Origin of the sequence: Micromonospora thermarum, assembly GCF_012034245.1 — a bacterium.
Lineage (GTDB): Bacteria > Actinomycetota > Actinomycetes > Mycobacteriales > Micromonosporaceae > Micromonospora > Micromonospora thermarum.
Map to the genome: position 1 here is coordinate 330,975 of NZ_JAATEO010000002.1, position 15,967 is coordinate 346,941.

The 15,967-nt window shown below is 72.5% G+C and carries 15 protein-coding genes; 7 read left to right on the forward strand and 8 right to left on the reverse strand.

Features of this window, described 5'->3' with window-relative positions:
- Positions 1-24: 24 nt before the first annotated feature.
- Positions 25-582: a hypothetical protein gene (locus HCJ94_RS03280; protein ID WP_167999431.1), complete on the forward strand. Its 558-nt coding sequence runs from the start codon at positions 25-27 to the stop codon at positions 580-582.
- Between the two features lie 206 nt (positions 583-788).
- Positions 789-1,094, forward strand: a complete 306-nt coding sequence (locus HCJ94_RS03285) for a DUF1330 domain-containing protein (protein ID WP_167999432.1) — start codon at positions 789-791, stop codon at positions 1,092-1,094.
- A gap of 95 nt (positions 1,095-1,189) precedes the next feature.
- Here the strand turns inward: HCJ94_RS03285 and HCJ94_RS03290 are convergent, their stop codons facing one another.
- Together HCJ94_RS03290 and HCJ94_RS03295 are read right to left on the reverse strand one after the other, a co-directional pair.
- Positions 1,190-3,940 carry a M36 family metallopeptidase gene (locus tag HCJ94_RS03290; RefSeq protein WP_309227123.1) on the reverse strand — a complete coding sequence of 917 codons (2,751 nt, stop codon included), beginning with the start codon at positions 3,938-3,940 and terminating at the stop codon, positions 1,190-1,192.
- 273 nt (positions 3,941-4,213) lie between these two features.
- Positions 4,214-5,263, reverse strand: coding sequence for a zinc-dependent alcohol dehydrogenase family protein (locus HCJ94_RS03295; RefSeq protein WP_167999433.1), 1,050 nt, complete (start codon positions 5,261-5,263; stop codon positions 4,214-4,216).
- Between the two features lie 235 nt (positions 5,264-5,498).
- On the opposite strand from HCJ94_RS03295, the gene HCJ94_RS03300 reads away from it, so the two are divergent.
- The 5 genes from HCJ94_RS03300 (at position 5,499) to HCJ94_RS03320 (ending at position 9,003) form a co-directional block, all read left to right on the forward strand.
- Entirely contained in the window at positions 5,499-6,320 is an 822-nt protein-coding gene (locus HCJ94_RS03300) for a basic amino acid ABC transporter substrate-binding protein (protein ID WP_309227124.1), read from the forward strand.
- A gap of 68 nt (positions 6,321-6,388) precedes the next feature.
- Positions 6,389-7,183: an amino acid ABC transporter permease gene (locus tag HCJ94_RS03305; protein ID WP_167999434.1), complete on the forward strand. Its 795-nt coding sequence runs from the start codon at positions 6,389-6,391 to the stop codon at positions 7,181-7,183.
- A gap of 5 nt (positions 7,184-7,188) precedes the next feature.
- Complete coding sequence (locus HCJ94_RS03310; RefSeq protein WP_167999435.1) at positions 7,189-8,028, forward strand: amino acid ABC transporter ATP-binding protein; 840 nt, start codon at positions 7,189-7,191, stop codon at positions 8,026-8,028.
- A gap of 74 nt (positions 8,029-8,102) precedes the next feature.
- Positions 8,103-8,543 carry a VOC family protein gene (locus tag HCJ94_RS03315; protein WP_167999436.1) on the forward strand — a complete coding sequence of 147 codons (441 nt, stop codon included), beginning with the start codon at positions 8,103-8,105 and terminating at the stop codon, positions 8,541-8,543.
- A 73-nt stretch (positions 8,544-8,616) separates the two neighbouring features.
- Positions 8,617-9,003 (forward strand): DUF2267 domain-containing protein, encoded by a 387-nt coding sequence (locus tag HCJ94_RS03320; RefSeq protein ID WP_167999437.1) that lies wholly within the window; start codon positions 8,617-8,619, stop codon positions 9,001-9,003.
- Positions 9,004-9,098: 95 nt separating this feature from the next.
- On the opposite strand, the gene HCJ94_RS03325 is transcribed toward HCJ94_RS03320, so the two are convergent.
- The 6 genes from HCJ94_RS03325 to HCJ94_RS03350 all read right to left on the reverse strand — a co-directional run bounded on the left by HCJ94_RS03325 (position 9,099) and on the right by HCJ94_RS03350 (position 15,745).
- Positions 9,099-11,351: an esterase-like activity of phytase family protein gene (locus tag HCJ94_RS03325; RefSeq protein ID WP_309227125.1), complete on the reverse strand. Its 2,253-nt coding sequence runs from the start codon at positions 11,349-11,351 to the stop codon at positions 9,099-9,101.
- 316 nt (positions 11,352-11,667) lie between these two features.
- Positions 11,668-12,129 carry a DUF5709 domain-containing protein gene (locus HCJ94_RS03330; protein ID WP_167999438.1) on the reverse strand — a complete coding sequence of 154 codons (462 nt, stop codon included), beginning with the start codon at positions 12,127-12,129 and terminating at the stop codon, positions 11,668-11,670.
- A 106-nt stretch (positions 12,130-12,235) separates the two neighbouring features.
- Entirely contained in the window at positions 12,236-13,435 is a 1,200-nt protein-coding gene (locus tag HCJ94_RS03335) for a D-alanyl-D-alanine carboxypeptidase family protein (protein WP_373684180.1), read from the reverse strand.
- A 269-nt stretch (positions 13,436-13,704) separates the two neighbouring features.
- Complete coding sequence (locus tag HCJ94_RS03340; RefSeq protein ID WP_167999471.1) at positions 13,705-13,995, reverse strand: GMC oxidoreductase; 291 nt, start codon at positions 13,993-13,995, stop codon at positions 13,705-13,707.
- A 39-nt stretch (positions 13,996-14,034) separates the two neighbouring features.
- A complete protein-coding gene (locus tag HCJ94_RS03345; protein WP_167999439.1) occupies positions 14,035-14,967 on the reverse strand; it encodes a tocopherol cyclase family protein in 933 nt (310 codons plus the stop codon).
- Positions 14,968-15,040: 73 nt separating this feature from the next.
- Positions 15,041-15,745 carry a FadR/GntR family transcriptional regulator gene (locus tag HCJ94_RS03350; RefSeq protein ID WP_205800534.1) on the reverse strand — a complete coding sequence of 235 codons (705 nt, stop codon included), beginning with the start codon at positions 15,743-15,745 and terminating at the stop codon, positions 15,041-15,043.
- Between the last annotated feature and the right edge of the window lie 222 nt (positions 15,746-15,967).

Sequence of the window (15,967 nt, forward strand, 5' to 3'; positions counted from 1 at the left end):
GCCTCGCCACCTGGGGTAACGCCCATGTCCGACAGCGTCTTCGCGCAGTTCACCGCCGACGACGACCAGCTTTCCGTCGCGTTGCTCGTGCAGCCGGCGATCAACGCCGCCCTGGTGCACAACCGGGTGCCGCTGGTCCGCCACCTCACGCTGGTCAACCGCGGCACGGTGCCGCTGGTGGACGTGACGCTGACGCTGGAACTGCGTGGCCCCGACGGCGCGCTCACCGAGCCGTGGACGCGTACGCTCACGGCGCCGCTGCGGCCCGGCGCGAGCACCGGCTGGGACGACTTCCGCGACGTCACCCCGGACCGCGCGCTGCTGTACTGCACCGACGAGGCGTTCCCGGCCGACTACCGCCTCACCGTCGAGGCAGGCGACGAGACGCTGAGGCTGAACGCCCCGTCCAGAGTGCTGGCGCACAACGAATGGTTCAACAGCCCCGCCCTCTACGACAGCCTGGCCGCCTTCGTCCAGCCCAACACCCGGGCCGTGGAGGCGGTGCTGCGGGCATCCTGCTGGCGCGGACCGGCTCCGGCTCGCTTCAGGGCTACCAGGACGGCTCGGAGCGGGCGGCGTTGATCGCCGGTGCCGTGTACGAGGCGCTGCGCGCCCGGAGACGCTAAACGGACGCCGAGCCGACCGTAAAACCCCGCCCGCGGGGCCGGTGGCCGTGAAACGTCTACCCGGCACCGCCACCGCGGACAAGACCGGGACCGTCCCACCGCAAGGTAGGACATCCCATCATGTGCACACTCATGCTTGATGAAAGGAACGGGACAGAGACGATGCCGAAGGCCTACTGGATCAACACCTTCCGGTCCATCACCGACCAGGAGAAGCTGGCCGCGTACGTCGAGCTGGCCGGGCCGGCGATGCGCGCGGCGGGCGGCCGGTTCCTGGCGCGCGGACTGCCGGCTCACGCGTTCGAGTCCGGGATCGTGGAGCGTACGACGCTGATCGAGTTCGACAGCGTCGAGGCCGCCGTCGCCGCCTACCGCAGCCCCGCCTACCAGGAGGCGCTGCGGGCGCTCGACGACGGTGCCGAACGCGACCTGCGCATCATCGAGGCGGCGTCCGAGACGCCGGCGTGAACTCCGCGCCGCCGACTCCGCGCCGCCGTGGCGGCGGTCGCCGGCGGACGACGGAGGGAGCATCCCCGGGTGGGATGCTCCCTCCGACTGCTCGCCTACGCGATGAACCTGAAGTAGGCGCGGTGCTGGAATCCGTTGTCGAGGGTCAGTACGAACTCGCGGCAGGTGCCGGCCCAGGCGGGGTCGGTCTTCCACGGGTAGAGGTACTGGCCGTTGGCGTTGACGGCCAACTGCGCGTCGCCGGGAGTCTGGGCGGCGACCGGCGTGGGCCGGGGGGTGACGCCGCCGTCCGGGTTGACCGTCTTCAGTGTGTCGCAGTCGACCAGCCGGGAGTACGGCGAGTTGCTGGCGAGGATGTCCAGGCCCCGGTTGGTGCCGAGGTCGAACCTCATCGGGATCGCGTCACCGGCGTCGACGGTGTTCAGGGCGGGTTGCGCGGCCCGGCCGGTGAAGTCACCGCGGCAGGTGGGGTGGGTGTCGAAGGCCTCGGTGTTGTCGTCGCGGTTGGTGGTGCCCTGCACCGCGCTGTAGCCGAGGCCCCGGCGGGCGAAGGAGGCCCAGAGCGTGCAGGCGTTCGCGCCGCCGGTCAGCGCCGCGTCGGCGGCGATGATGGCGTTGCGGCCGGTGACGAAGCCGGGGCCGCAGCCCTGGAACTTCAACCCGTCCATGACCAGCTGCATGGCGAGGTTGTTGCCGCCGGTGTTCCAGGCGTCGTAGATGTTCGGGTTGTACCCGTGCCGGTCGATGAGGTCCCACGTCATGTCCCAGAGCACGGACGCCCAGCCGTGGCCGACGCCGTGCGGCATGGCCAGGGAGGTGCCGTTCAGCCAGCCGCCGGTCTTGATGCTGTCGTAGGTGAACGGCTGGATGTCCATGTTGCGTGAGTACGGCCGCGGCCGGATGCCGTTGCCGCTCCGGTCGTCCTGGAACAGGACGTAGGGGCCCATGCCGCGCCGGCCCTCCGCGGAGTCGAACCTCGGGTCCATCAGCATCGTGATGGCGAAGTAGTCGCTCCAGCCCTCACCCATCCGCTCGTCTCCGGTGAGGCAGTTGATCGTCGGTCCGCCGGTGAGCCGGTTGGAGATGCCGTGGACGTACTCGTGGATGACGACCCCCGCGTCGAGGTCGCCGTCCCGGATGCCGGGGTGGTTCGGGTGCTTCCGGAGGGTTCCCGTCGCCGTGCCGTCGGCGACGGCGGTCTTGATGGTGGCCCCGTCGGCCTGGGTCACGGCGACCGCCGGGATGGTGACCGGTGCGCCGGCCATCGACCCGGTCAGGACCGGCGCGGTGCCGGCCGCGTTGTGCGCGATCACCACGGCGACGGCCCCGAGGGACTCGGCGACCTGGGCGCGGACCAGGTAGCTGCACGCGGCGGTGCCACCGTCGAGCACCGCGATCCAGTCGGTGGCCGGCCGGCTCTCGGGGTACGTCCCGGTGGCGCAGCCGGTGCCGCCGTACACGAACCGGCCGGAGCGCCCGGCGACCGTGGGCGCCGGGGTGAACCGCGACCACGACGCGTCGAACGAGCCGGCGCCGTCCACGACGACCTGGTTCTGGGCACCGAACTGGTTGCCGGGCCACAGGTACATCTGCATCCGCGGAGTGAGGTCACCGTCGACGGCCGGGGTCGAGAAGTTCGCGTTGTTCGTGCCGCCGCCGTCCGCCGCCTCGGCGCGTACGTAGTCCCCGCTCACGCCGCCGCGGCCGTAGTTGTTCGCCTGGAAGTTGCCCGACGCCTCGTCGAAGCCGTACCGGTGGGTGACGTCGTGGACGATGTTGTTCCAGTAGAAGAGGTTCGCGGTCGCCGCGTCCCGGTAGTTCTGCGCGTGCTCGCCGAGGTCGAGCGGGAAGTTGAAGGTCAGCCCGGCTCCGCCGTCCGGGCTGCTGCCGAGGTCCGCCGTGTTGTTGTTGTCCTGGTCCTGGTAGGCGTGCACGTTGACGCCCTGCGTCATGGTGAACTCCGCGCCGGGTGCCCCGTCGGTGTCGTGCCAGCCGTGCGGTGACGCCGTCCCGTCCGCCGGGTTCGTCACCAGCGTGCGCGGCCCGTCGTTCGGGCTCTCGGTCGGCAGGCCGAACACCTGGTAGCTCGACCCGTCCTGCACCGGGTTGGGGGAGCCGGCCCCGCCGGAGACCTGCGAGCGGCCCGCGACGTGCTGCCCCAACGTGCTCGACAGGTCGGCCACCTCGTCGTGCGTCGTCCAGTCCTCGACGGCGAGCAGCGCACCGCTCTGCGCGTCGATCGTCGCGTTCCACAGGTGCGAGTCGGTGGAGTCGTCGATGACCACCTGCCACGCCAGGCGCAACCCGTCCTCGCCGGGCTGCCAGCCCAGTTTGGCGGGGATGGGCTGGTCGGAGGTGCCGCTGCCGGAGACGACCGTGCGCTTCGCCGGACCGGCGGCACGGCTGAGCACCTTGGGGCTGCGCGGAGCGGGGAGTTTCAACGCCTTCGCCGCCGCCCGTACGGCCTTGACGGCGTCGACCGACTCCGTGGCCGACGTGCCGGCGGACAGCCCGGACACCAACGTGGCGCCCACGAAGACGACGCTGCCGTCCCGGGCGACGTTGACGGTGGCCGTGGCGCCGAACACCTCCAACTGCCGGTACCGCTGCGACAGGTTCACGTGCGTCACACCGTTGTGCCGGCTGGTGTAGCTGGAGGCGACCGCGAGGTCGCCCAGGTCGGATGCGTGGACGCCGTGCGTGCCCGCGTTCGCCCGCAGGTACGTCATGGCGATGGTGTCCGGCCGGCCCTCGTTCGGGCCGGTCAGGAAGATGGGGTTCGGCGTCGCGGCCTGACCCTCCTCCGGAGCCGCCCAACCCGGCGTGCCCGCCAACGTCAGCGACACGACGATACTGCTTGCACACAACAACCGGGCGTTGCGCCGAGCGCGCGAGACGGGGGGAGATGAAGCCACCGCTGCTCCCTTCGCTGTTCCGACACGGCGTCTCCTGGCGCCGCGCCACCACCACCGGAACAGCCCGTGCCGGCGTACGCCCCAGCGCGGTGTTGCCGACCGACGCTACGGACCGGGCGAGCAGCCGTCATCCAGCACCTGTTTAAATATCTCGATTGTTTCTCCGACACCTGTCAGTGCCGGTCGCCCCGGCGGGACGCGCTGTCAGCGAGGGGCGATGAGGCACATTCCACCGGGGCTGGGCCGGTCCATCGTCGCCAGCGCGTCGGGCGCCTCGGCGAGGCCGATGGTGCGGGTGATCAGGTCGGCGGGGCGCAGGACACCCGCGGTGACCAGCCGGAGCAGCTCCGGGTAGGCGTGCGCGGCCATGCCGTGGCTGCCCAGCAGCTCCAGCTCGTACGCGATCACCAGTTCCATGGGCAGGGCGGGGCGGCCCTGGGCGGCGGGGAGGAGCCCGACCTGCACGTGCCGTCCGCGCCGCCGCAGGCTCTCGATCGAGGCCGTGCAGGTGGCGTGACTGCCCAACGCGTCGAGCGACAGGTGGGCGCCGCCGCCGGTCGCCTCGCGTACGGCCGCCGCCACCGCGCCGGGCCCGGTGAGGGCGCTGCCGTCCAGGCAGACCGTGGCCCCGCAGCTCCGGGCCAGGTCGAGCGCGCCGGGGGCGATGTCGACCGCCACCGCCCGCGCGCCGCACGCCGCCGCGATCATGACCGCGGAGAGCCCGACTCCACCGCAGCCGTGCACCGCCACCCACTCGCCCGCGGCCACCCGTCCCTGGCCGACCACGGCCCGGAACGCGGTGGCGAAGCGGCAGCCGAGGGCCGCCGCGACCGGGTAGTCCAGCTCGTCCGGGAGGCGGACCAGGTTGACGTCGGCGTCGCGCACCGCCACGTACTCGGCGAACGAGCCCCAGTGGGTGAACCCGGGCTGCGTCTGCCGCTCGCACACCTGCTGGTCGCCCGCCAGGCACGCCGGGCAGCGCCCGCAGGCGCAAACGAAGGGCACGGTGACCCGGTCGCCGGGCCGCCACCCGTGTACGCCGGCGCCGACCGCCGCGACGACGCCCGCGTACTCGTGGCCGGGGACGTGCGGCAGGCGGATGTCGGGATCGTGCCCCTGCCAGCCGTGCCAGTCGCTGCGGCACAAACCGGTCGCCTCGACCCGGATGACCACGCCCCCGGACGGCGGCTCCGGGTCCGGGACGTCGTGGACCTCGGGCCGGGCACCGAACTCGTCGAAGATCACCGCACGCATGCGCCGCATCCTCACATGCGCCGGTCCGGCCGGTCGCGCTCGCCCCTGCCGGCCTTCTCCGGCTGTCCGGTTACGTGCCGTGCGCCCGGTTCACGGAGTGTAACGGCTAACGGTCTGGCCAAACGGCCGCCGTGATCTTGGTGCGGCTCCGCCGATCGGGTAGCGTCCGCTGTCACACACGTACGTGCACAACCTGGCTGCCCGTCACACGGGGGCTGAATCGGAGGGACGCAGCGTGACTTTCCAGGGCTCGGTCCGCAAGGCAGGACTCGTCGTGGCGATCGCCGCGCTCGCCATGAGCGCCGCCGGTTGCGCCAAGAAGGACGAGAGCGAGGTCCAGGCGAACGGTGTCAGGCTCATCGAGAAGGGCAAGCTGACCGTCTGCACCCACCTGCCGTACGCGCCGTTCCAGTCCAAGGACGCCAGCGGCAAGGTGGTCGGGTTCGACGTCGACGTGATGGACCTGGTCGCCAAGGAGCTGGGCGTCGAGCAGACGATCGTCGACACCCCGTTCGAGGGGATCAAGTCCGGCCAGGACCTGAACACCGGCAAGTGCGACGCGGCCGCCGCCGGCATGACCATCACCGAGGAGCGCCAGAAGGTGATGGACTTCTCCGACCCGTACTTCGACGCGACTCAGGCGATGCTCGTCAAGACCGGCAAGCCGTACAAGTCGCTCGACGACCTCCGGGGCAAGAAGCTCGGTATCCAGGCGTCGACCACGGGCCGCGACTACGCCAAGAAGTTCGAGCAGGAGAAGGGCCTCCAGCTCGTCGAGTTCGAGGACCTCGCCGCCCTGCAGCAGGCCCTCGCCAACGGCCAGGTCGAGGCCGCCATCAACGACCTGCCGGTCTGGACCGAGTACATCAAGGAGAACCCGGGCGGGTTCGAGGTGACGGCGGAGTTCGACACCGGCGAGCAGTACGGCTTCTCGGTGAAGAAGGACGGCAACCCGGAGCTGCTCAAGAAGATCAACGAGGTGCTGACCAAGGCCAAGCAGGACGGCAGCTACGACAAGATCTACGAGAAGTGGATCGGCAAGCAGCCGGCCAACTGACCGAACCGTCTGGCAGGAGGGCGCGCGCCCGGCGCGCGCCCTCCCCCTTGGGCAAGGAGCATCGAACGATGAAGCTGCGACGCCGCCAGCGAGAGCGGTTGTCCCTCTGGCTCCAGTACCTGGCCTTCGTCGCCGTCATCGCCGTGGTGGTCTACGCCGCGGACTGGGGCAGGTTGAAAGAGGCGTTCTTCCGCGTCGACATCATCGAGTCGATGTTCCCGACGATCATCACCGTCGCGCTGCGGAACACGATCCTCTACACGCTGGGCGCGTTCGCCTTCGGCCTGGTGTTCGGCACCCTTCTCGCGCTGATGCGGCTGTCCCGGGTCGCTCCGTACCGTTGGGTGGCGACCGCGTACATCGAGCTGTTCCGGGGCCTGCCGGCGCTGCTGGTGCTCTTCCTCGTCGGGTACGGCATCCCCATCGCCTTCCCCGAGCGGGAGATCCCGGGCGGCGTGTTCGGTTCGATCGCGATCGGTCTCGGGTTGACCGCCGCGGCGTACATGGCGGAGACCATCCGGGCTGGCATCCAGGCCGTGCCGAAGGGGCAGATGGAGGCGGCGCGCACCCTCGGCATGTCGCACTTCACCGCGATGCGCACCATCGTCATCCCGCAGGCGTTCCGGATCGTGATCCCGCCGCTGACGAACGAACTCATCCTGCTCACCAAGGACTCGTCGCTCGCCTACGTGCTCGGCGTGACGGCGTCGACCATCGAGGTGACCAAGTTCGGCCGGGACACGCTGAACGACCGGGTGAACGCCACGCCGCTGCTGGTGGCCGGCTTCACCTACCTGATCATCACCCTGCCCCTGTCCCAGGTGGTACGGCGCCTCGAACTCCGCTACGCCAAGGCTCGGTGATCCACATGACGACTCCCCAGTCCCGGCCCGCCGTCGAGATCCGCGACCTGCACAAGTCCTTCGGCCCGCTCGAAGTGCTCAAGGGCATCGACTTCGAGGTCGGCCACGGCGAGGTGGTCTGCGTCATCGGGCCGTCCGGTTCCGGCAAGTCGACGCTGCTGCGCTGCGTCAACCTGCTGGAGGAGCCGACCGCCGGCAAGATCTGGGTGAACGGGACCGAGATGACCGACCCGGACGTCGAGATCGACTCGGTACGCCGCGGCATCGGCATGGTCTTCCAGTCGTTCAACCTCTTCCCGCACCTGACCGTGCTGGACAACCTCACCATCGCCCAGCGCCGCGTGCTGCGGCGCCGCCGCGCCGAGGCCGAGCGGATCGCGCGGGACAACCTGGAGCGGGTCGGCCTGGCCGACAAGGCCGGCGCGTTCCCGGCGCAGCTCTCCGGCGGGCAGCAGCAGCGGGCGGCGATCGCCCGATCGCTCTCGATGGAGCCCAAGCTGATGCTCTTCGACGAGCCGACCTCCGCACTCGACCCGGAACTCGTCGGCGACGTGCTCACCGTCATGCGCACGCTCGCCGAGGACGGCATGACGATGATGGTGGTCACCCACGAGATGGCGTTCGCCCGGGACGTCGCCGACCGCGTCGTGTTCATGGACGGCGGCGTGGTGGTCGAGCAGGGGCCGCCGCAGGAGGTGCTCGGCGCGCCGCGGCACGAACGGACCCGCTCCTTCCTGTCCCGGGTCCTCGACCCGACCCACGTCGCGCAGCTGGGGCAGCCCACCCAGTCCCCGGAGCCCTCGCAGCCGCCGCGCCTGCCGGCCGACGACCGTCACAACCTGTGACGGCCGGACCTCCCCGGTGAGGGTGTGTGCGAGCGCCGCAGGCGGGTACGCCCGACCGGACCGGGGAGGGACGGATGGCCAGCGAGGCGCCGGACTACTTCCAGCCCGAGGGCGGGCTGGTGCTCACGCATCTGCTGATCGTGCGGGACGTGGACCGGTCACGGGAGTTCTACCAGCGGGTGCTGGGAGCGACGGTGGTGCGGGAACGCCGGCCGGCGATCCTGCGGTTCCACAACAGCTACATTGTGATCAACGACGAGGGCGGGCCGACCGACGACAAGCCGGACGTACGAGCCCAGGCGCCGCCGGATTCGCACACCCTGAGCAGCGCGATGAACATCCGGGTCACCGATGTCCGCGCGGTCTACGAGCAGTGGCGGTCGCGGGGCGGGGAGTTCCTGACCGCGCCGAAGGACCACGGCGTCGAGATCCGGTGCTACCTGCGGGATCCGGACGGCTACCTGATCGAGCTCGGTCAGGGCACCGGGATCCTCGCCGAGATGGGCCAGACCTGACCCGGAGAGCGCCCCGCCGTTTGTGGCCGGTGGCTCCGGGTAGCCAGCCGCGTTCCAGACGGAAGGACGGGGCATGGCGGAGCTGCAGTTCTTCGAGAAGGTGGCCGCACGGGCAGGCGTTCCGTCGGACACGGCGCAATCCCTGACCGAGGCCACGCTGCGGACGCTCGCCGAGCGGATCAGCGGCGGCGAGGCCGCGGACCTGGCCGACCACATCGCGTACGAGCTACGCGACCTCCTGGTCAAGGGCAGCGAGGAGCCGGAGGTGTTCGGGTACGACGAGTTCCTGCGGCGGGTGGCGGACCGTGCCGGTGTCGAGCAGGACGTCGCCGAGCGCGGCGCGCGGGCCGTCCTGCAGACCATGCACCGCGTGGTCGGGCACGACGAGTTCGAGGACGCGATGGCGCAACTGCCGAAGGAGATCGGGGCCCTGGCCCAGCCGGTGCCCCGCGAGCCCTGACCGAGGCCGGCGCGCCCGGCCCCGGACGGCGGGAGATCAGGGCGTCCTTCAGGTACGACGTGAAGGACGCCCTGACCGTGGGCGGCAGAACCCCGCTACCGCAGGCCGGGAACGTCGAGGACGATCAGCTCGGTGTCGTCGGCGCGGCCGGGGATCCGGCCGTCGTTGCCCGGGAAGTTGTTGTCGTTGGCCACGAGCACCCGGTCGCCGGCCAGCGGCAGCACCGACTCGACGGACTGGAGCGGGAACGAGAAGAGCGGTCCGACGCCGTACTCGCCCGGCCGCGCCGGCGTGGAGACGCCGTCGGGGTCGGCGATCCGCATCAGGTCCACCGCGGTACGGCGGGGGAGCGTCCCGTCCGCCGCCGCGCCGTCGAGGTCGGTGACCACCAGCCGCTTCACCAGCGACTGGGGACCCATCGCGTTGTCCCGCTCGATGAGCAGCAGCCGCCGGCCGTCGAGCACCGCCGCGTCGCCCACGACGAGGGACGGATCGTCCACCCGGAACGACCACGTGCGGCCGGTGTACCGGTTGGCGCGGACGTCGAACTCGTACACGACGCGGCGGCGCTGGTCGGGGTCGTCGGTCTTCGCCCCTTCGAGGATCGGGTAGAGCGTCCACCCGTCCCGGCTGGCCGCCATCGCCTCGAAGCCGCGGCTGGCCGGAACGGTCGGCGTCTCGCCGGGCGCCAGGTCCGGCGACTGCGGCGACTTGGCCCCGTCCGGCAGCGGGATCGGCGCCTGGAGCACCGTGCCGGTCCGGTCGGTGCGGATCAGGTACGGGCCGAACTCGTCACCGATCCACAGGTCGCCGCGGGCGTCCCGGGCGAGCGACTCGATGTCGAGGTCGGCACCGGTCAGCAGCCGGTCGGCGGTGTCGTCGTTGACGATCGGGAAGGGCACCTTCCGGTCCGGGTCGCGGAAGCTGAGGACGCCGCGTACGAGCACCTCGCCGGTCCGGTACCGGGGCTCGATGTCGTACGCCCGCAGCAGGAAGTCGGCCGAGTTGTTCTTGGCGCCGAAGCCGTTGTCCGGCATGGCGAGCAGCCGGTCGCCGGAGCGGTCGCCGGCCCGCATCGGGATGACCGCGGAGAAGCCGGGGATGGGCTGACCCGGGAACGGCGGCGTGACCCCGTTCACCGGCGTCGGTGCGAGCTGGGTGCCGGACACCGGGCCCGGCTGGTACGCGGTGGCGGACAGCAGCGCCCGGCCGGTGAGTTCCGGCTCCGGCCGCAGCGCGACGCTCAGCGCGTACACCCGGGTGGTCTGCGCCGGGTTGGCGTTGTCGTCGGAGAGGAGATAGAGCAGCTGCCGCCCGCCGGGCAACCGGCCGCCCAGCGCCATGCCCTCGATGTTGTCCAGCAACGGGTTCGGCTGCGGCTGCTTCGCTGTGGCGCCGGACGGCGGACAGGCGACGACGTCCACGAGGAGCAGCTTGCCGAGCCAGGCACGCGGATCGGTCAGCGTGGCCAGGGACTCCACACCGGACACGTCCGGTACGCCGGTGGCGGAGACCCGGTACACCCGTACCGTGTTGCCGACGCCGGCGGTGAAGCCGCGCTCCAGGGCGAGCAACTGGTCACCGCCCAGCGCCACCAGCTCCACCAGACCGAGGCCCGGGTCGGTGCGGTACGCGTACTGCGTGGTCGGGGTGTAGGTGCGGCCCTCGCGGCCGTCGTACCGGAGGATGCGCTGCAGCCCGCGGCCCTGGCTGTCGCGGCCGTCCGCGGACAGCGGCCCCTCCATGCCGGCGTAGAGCACCCGGTGGTCGGGCGTGGCGGCGAGCGCCTCGAAGGTCTGGTTCGCCGCGGCCTGGCCGGCCGGCGCGACCCGGAACCGGGCCGGCACCTCGAACGTCGCGGTCTGCCGCCCGTCGGCGAGCCGGAACCGCCGGATCGACGGCTCGGACTCGGAACCGGCCAGGATGCTGCCACCGCGTTCGGCGACCAGACCCTCACCGTCGAAGTCCGCCCCGGTGTAGGGCGTCCCGTCCGGCCGCTTCAGCACCGTGACGCCGCGCACGCCCACCGAGACGCCGCGCCGGTCCGTGGTCAGGTCCAGGTCGTACACCCGGGCCGGTGTGGCACCGATGTTGTCCACGAGCGCCAGCGCGCCGGACCGGCCGGTCAGCGCCAGCGCGGACAGGCCGGACACGGCGGTGTCCTGGAAGGTTGCCTTGTCGAGGCCGTCCGAGAAGCCCAGCAGGGAGGCGTCCGGCCCGCAGGGCGCGCCGTGGTGTACGCCGTCGTGGCCGGTCCGGTCCGCGGCGGCCGCCGGGCCGGTCGAGAAGAGCACGATCGCCGTCGCGGCGAACGCGGCGGCCTTCAGGCGTGTCGAGGAGGTTGTCACGGGTCGATGGAAACCACTGCCGTCCGCGTACGCGCGACGGCCAGCCGAACGGTCCGTGAAAGGCGGGTGACCATCCGGCAGGCTCCCGCAGCGAACCCGTGGCCGTCGCGGAAGGGCCGGCGTCGTGAAGGCAGGACGTGTCTCAGCTCAGAGCCTGTCGAGCTGCCCCACCTGTAGGACCACGGGCGGGCTCCGTGCCGGCCGCGGGCGTTCCGGGCCGGAACGTGACCTGCGGCGACGAGGGCGTCGCCCCGCCGGCAGTGCCGTCCCCGGGCTCACGGTCGGCGTGCCGGTGTCGTCCGGGTCGGTGGGCGCGTCAGCGCAGGGGGCCGTCGCCCGGGCCGTCGGGATCGGCGACCAGGTGCATCGCGGCCTCCTCGGCGCTGGCGGCGCCCGCGTCGATCCCGGCGTCCCAGGCGACCGATTCGGCCTCGTCGTCCTCGCGGAAGCCCTCGTCGTAGGCGACCAGGCGTCCCGCGCGGGCCTCGCGCTCGTACCCCCGGCGCACCAGCTCGTCCTCGTCGTCGGTCGCGTCCGCGTACGGGTCGACGTCCGGCTCCTCCTGGGCCAGCAACTGCGCGAGCGACTCGCCGGCCCGCTGCTCGGCGGGCGTCGTGCCGTACCGGTTCGCCCCCGACCAGTGGTCGGCGGCGATGACGCCGGTGTCGAGGGGATCGCGGACGCGGTCGTCGTCCAGCGTGTCCGAGGCGTCCAGGACTCCGTCGTCCTCGGCCACGTTCCAGTCCTCGACGGCGTCCGTCCGCTCCGTCTGGCTCACGGCGGCCTCCCTCCTCGCCCTTCAACGATGGGGCCAGCCTAGTCCTCCACGTCCGTTGGGACGCGGGTGAGGAGGAGAAACCTGCGGCCAGGGGGCGAGCGGGACGTCAGCCGTCCCGCCCGCCGGACCGGCGCCGGTACGTCGCCCCGAGCACGACGCTCAGGAGGATGGCGGCGCCGAGGCCGAGCGCGAGCGGCGACGACAGCGACGAGGAGTTGCCGGCTCCACCACGCCCGTCTCCGGCCGCGATGACGACCCGGTCGTCCTTGCCCTTCTTCTCCTCCGGGGCGACCAGACGGCCGACGGATTCGTCGGGGGAGCGGCCGAATCCCCAGTTGAGCAGCGCCGTCGCCTCGCCCAGGCTGCCCAGCGGCGCGGTCTCCGCGCCGAGCAGGGTCACGGCGAGCCGCCGTCCGTCGCGTTCCGCCACCCCGACGTACGTCTGCCGGGCCAGGTCGGTGAAGCCGGTCTTGCCCCCGAGCATCCCGGGGTACGCGCCCAGGAGGGCGTTGTCGTTCCTGATCCCGAAGGCGACGCGCCCCCGCTGTTCGGCCACCTCTGCCGTGCGGGTCGCCATGTACCTCCGGAAGTCCTCCCGCGCGAAGGCGGCCCGGGTGATGAGCGCGAGGTCGTACGCGCTGGTGTACTGGCCGGGACCGTCCAGGCCGGACGGTGTCGCGGCGTGCGTCTGGTACGCACGCAGCCGGCGCGCCTCGTCGTTCATCGCCTGCACCCCGCCGGGCCGCCCGGCGGCACCGCCGCCGAGCCGGGCCAGCACGTTGGCCGCGTCGTTCCCGGATTCGAGGAGCAGGCCCAGCCACAGGTCCTCGACCGAGTAGCGGCCACCCGGGACCACCCCCATGAGCGAGCTCTCCGGATCGAGGTCGCGCAGGTCCTCCCGCTTCACCTCGACCACCTGAGCCGGGTCGAGGCGGGGCATCAGGGCGGCGGCCAGCAGCAGTTTCTGCACGCTGGCCGGCGTCCGGTGCTCGTGGGGTCCGCAGCCACCCAGGACACGGCCGCTGTCCAGGTCGGCCACCACCCAGGAGGTGGCGGTGACGGCCGGCGGCCTCGGCGCACCACCGGGTGCGGCGAGCCCCGCCGTCGCCAGCCCTTCCCCGCCGACCGCCCGGTGTGCCGGGTCGACCGGCGGCGGTGACGGTGTGGCGGGCGGGCGCCCCGGTGACTCCACAGTGGGGCAAGGCCGGTGCGGTGCGGCCATCGCCCGGGTCCGGGTCGTGATCGCGCCGACGGGCGACACGAGGAGGGCGCTCAACGTCACGGCGACAATGCGAAAGGGAGTCACGTCACGCACGGTAACGGCACGTGCGGCGGGCGCGCGCCGATTGGAGAAAGCGCGAGGTATGGACGGTAAGGCGAGGTCTGGACGAGTACCGCCGGTGAGATACCGGCCTGGTCGTCCTCGACCGCGACGTCGCCAACCGCCGCCGCTCCGACGGTTTCCTCCGCGACGCCCGCCGTCGTGCCGGTTCGGCCGCGAAGAGCCCGAGCTGACCGGAATCCAGCCACGCCGTACAGGGAGGTTGCTACTCCTTTGTCGCGTATCGTCCCGTCTCACCCGGGCGGCGGGATCTCCCGGCGCGGCGTCACGCCCAGGGCGGCAAGTCGCGCCAGGATCGCCTCGCTGGCCCGTTCGGCGAGCGCGGCGATCGTGAGCGACGGGTTGACGGTCAGCGCGGCCGGCACCGCCGAGGCGTCGGTGACGAAGAGATCGGGATGACCGCGTAGCACGTGGTCGGGGGTGAGCGCGGAGGTCGCCGGGTCGTCGCCGAGCCGGCAGCTCCCCAGCGGGTGGGCGGTGACCGCCCCGCCGACCTCCTCCGTCCAGGGGTGGACGGTCGCCAGGCCACCGGCGAAGACGCGGCGGACGGCGGTGTCGGCGGCTCAGCGCAGGCCGACCTCGGCGTGCGCCGTACCGTGCAGGTGCCAGCGGCGCTCGGGTCGCCAGTCGCCGCCACCCGCACGGGTCTCCAGCAGGATCTCGGCGTCGGCGCGCTCGGAGTTGTGGCAGACGCACCGCGACCCGTCCGGGTCGGTGTACGGCACGCTGAGCGTGCGGTCCGCGGGCTGCCGGACCGTCACCGACAACCGCCGGTCCCCGCTCCGGCCGCGCACCCGCCACTCCGGGAGGGCGAGCACCCCGCGAAACCGCAGCGCGGCCAGCAGCGGGTCACCACCCGGCCAGTCCACGCCGTCGATGCGGAGCCGGACGAACGGCAGGACGGGCAGGTGCCGCCAGCCCCGGCGACGGGCCACCGCGGCCACGATCTCCAGCACGTCGCCGCCGCCGAGGTCGGCGTGCAGCCAGGACCAGCGGCGGGCCATGCCGTGCCCGAAGATGCGGCCGGTCGCACCGGGGGCGTCGGTCAGGCGTACGACCTGGTCGCCGTAGCGCACCTCGCCGTCGTGCAGCGCCCTCGGCGCCGGCACGACCTGCGCCGCCGGAAGCACTTCCCGGTGCCACGCCCACCGGGGGAACGTGTAGATCGGCGGGGCGCCGTCCCGCCAGGACACGTCCCAGGAGACGTCCTCGACCTGGCCGGTGAACCGGTCGCGGGTCATCCGGACGTCGCCGCTGGCGAAGACCGCGCCGTCGGGTCGCCAGGGCGCGGCCGGCACGTGGCGCAGCACCGGCCGGCCGTCCGGGGGGAAGACGCCGACGAGCCCGTGCGCGTACGGGGTGGCGCCGTCGGTGGGGGCGACCAGTTCGTGGTGCAGCCAGACGCCGGTCCCGGTCGCCGGGTCGGTGATGGTCGTGTACCAGACCTCCTTGCGGCCGGCCTGGCCACGCCACCGGGATGCCAGCAGATCCTCCATGTCCCACACTCCTCGCGATCGGGTCGAGCGGGCGGTCGGGCAGGTGCGGTGGTGCGGCCGGCGGCCCGGTCGGTCACCGGCCGAGCATCAGCTCCCGTGTCCGCGCCAGGTACGCCTCGGCGGCGGTCCGCGCGGCGTCCGGGGCGCCGGCGCAGACGGCGTCGACGAGCGGCGCCAGGCGGGCACCCGCCACCGCCGGGTCCGCGAAGGGCGCCCGGAACAGCGACCGCACCTCCAGGTAGGCCTTCAGCAGGGAATTGACGAGTAGCTCGTACACCCGGTTGCCGGCCGCCGCCGCGAGCATCCGGTGCACCTCGGCCTCGGCGAGCTGGGCGGCGTCTGCGTCCCGCGCGCTGGTCACGGCCGCCATCTGTGCCCGCAGCGCGTCCGCCTGGTCGGCGCTGCGGTGTGCGGCGGCGCGCGCCGCGACGACGGCGCCGACCTCCTGGCGTACCTCGAACACCTCGGTGAGCCACCGGTCGTCCGCGCCATCGCCCAGCGCGTGCGTCAGCAGCATCGGAAGCAGGTCGGGTCCGCCGTGCCGGCGGTAGTCCAGCACCACGGTGCCGACGCCGTGCCGGGTCTCCACCAGCCCCGCCTGGGCGAGGCGCACGAGCGCGTGCTTGAGCGAGGTGCGGGTCACGCCGTACGACGCGGCCAGGTCGCGCTCCGGTGGGAGCCGGCTGCCGGCCGGGTACCGGCGCGCCAGCACGTCGTCGCGGAGCCGGTTGACCAGGGCGTCGACGAGGCTGTCGTGGGCGATCGGGCTCGTGGTCACGGCGTCCGTCCTCGGATTGGATCAGTGGCTCATCCACTTCGGATGAGCGACACTCTGCCATCGACGGCGACGGATGGCAACAGGTTCGCCGCCGCGGTGCCGTCGGCGAGAAGGATCGGACAACGCGGAGGGGCCCCGCCGTAGCGGGGCCCCTCCGGGTGCGCCGTCCCGTCACTTCAGGATGGGCAACCGCTGGACGATGGGGAGCTTCTCCCAGGTCCT

What these genes read in the sequence shown, in the direction of transcription:
- HCJ94_RS03280 (WP_167999431.1), top strand. Translation starts at nt 25, where the DNA reads ATGTCCGACAGCGTCTTCGCGCAGTTCACCGCCGACGACGACCAGCTT.
- HCJ94_RS03285 (WP_167999432.1), top strand. Translation starts at nt 789, where the DNA reads ATGCCGAAGGCCTACTGGATCAACACCTTCCGGTCCATCACCGACCAG.
- HCJ94_RS03295 (WP_167999433.1), bottom strand. Translation starts at nt 5,263, where the DNA reads ATGCGTGCGGTGATCTTCGACGAGTTCGGTGCCCGGCCCGAGGTCCAC.
- HCJ94_RS03305 (WP_167999434.1), top strand. Translation starts at nt 6,389, where the DNA reads ATGAAGCTGCGACGCCGCCAGCGAGAGCGGTTGTCCCTCTGGCTCCAG.
- HCJ94_RS03310 (WP_167999435.1), top strand. Translation starts at nt 7,189, where the DNA reads ATGACGACTCCCCAGTCCCGGCCCGCCGTCGAGATCCGCGACCTGCAC.
- HCJ94_RS03315 (WP_167999436.1), top strand. Translation starts at nt 8,103, where the DNA reads ATGGCCAGCGAGGCGCCGGACTACTTCCAGCCCGAGGGCGGGCTGGTG.
- HCJ94_RS03320 (WP_167999437.1), top strand. Translation starts at nt 8,617, where the DNA reads ATGGCGGAGCTGCAGTTCTTCGAGAAGGTGGCCGCACGGGCAGGCGTT.
- HCJ94_RS03345 (WP_167999439.1), bottom strand. Translation starts at nt 14,967, where the DNA reads ATGGAGGATCTGCTGGCATCCCGGTGGCGTGGCCAGGCCGGCCGCAAG.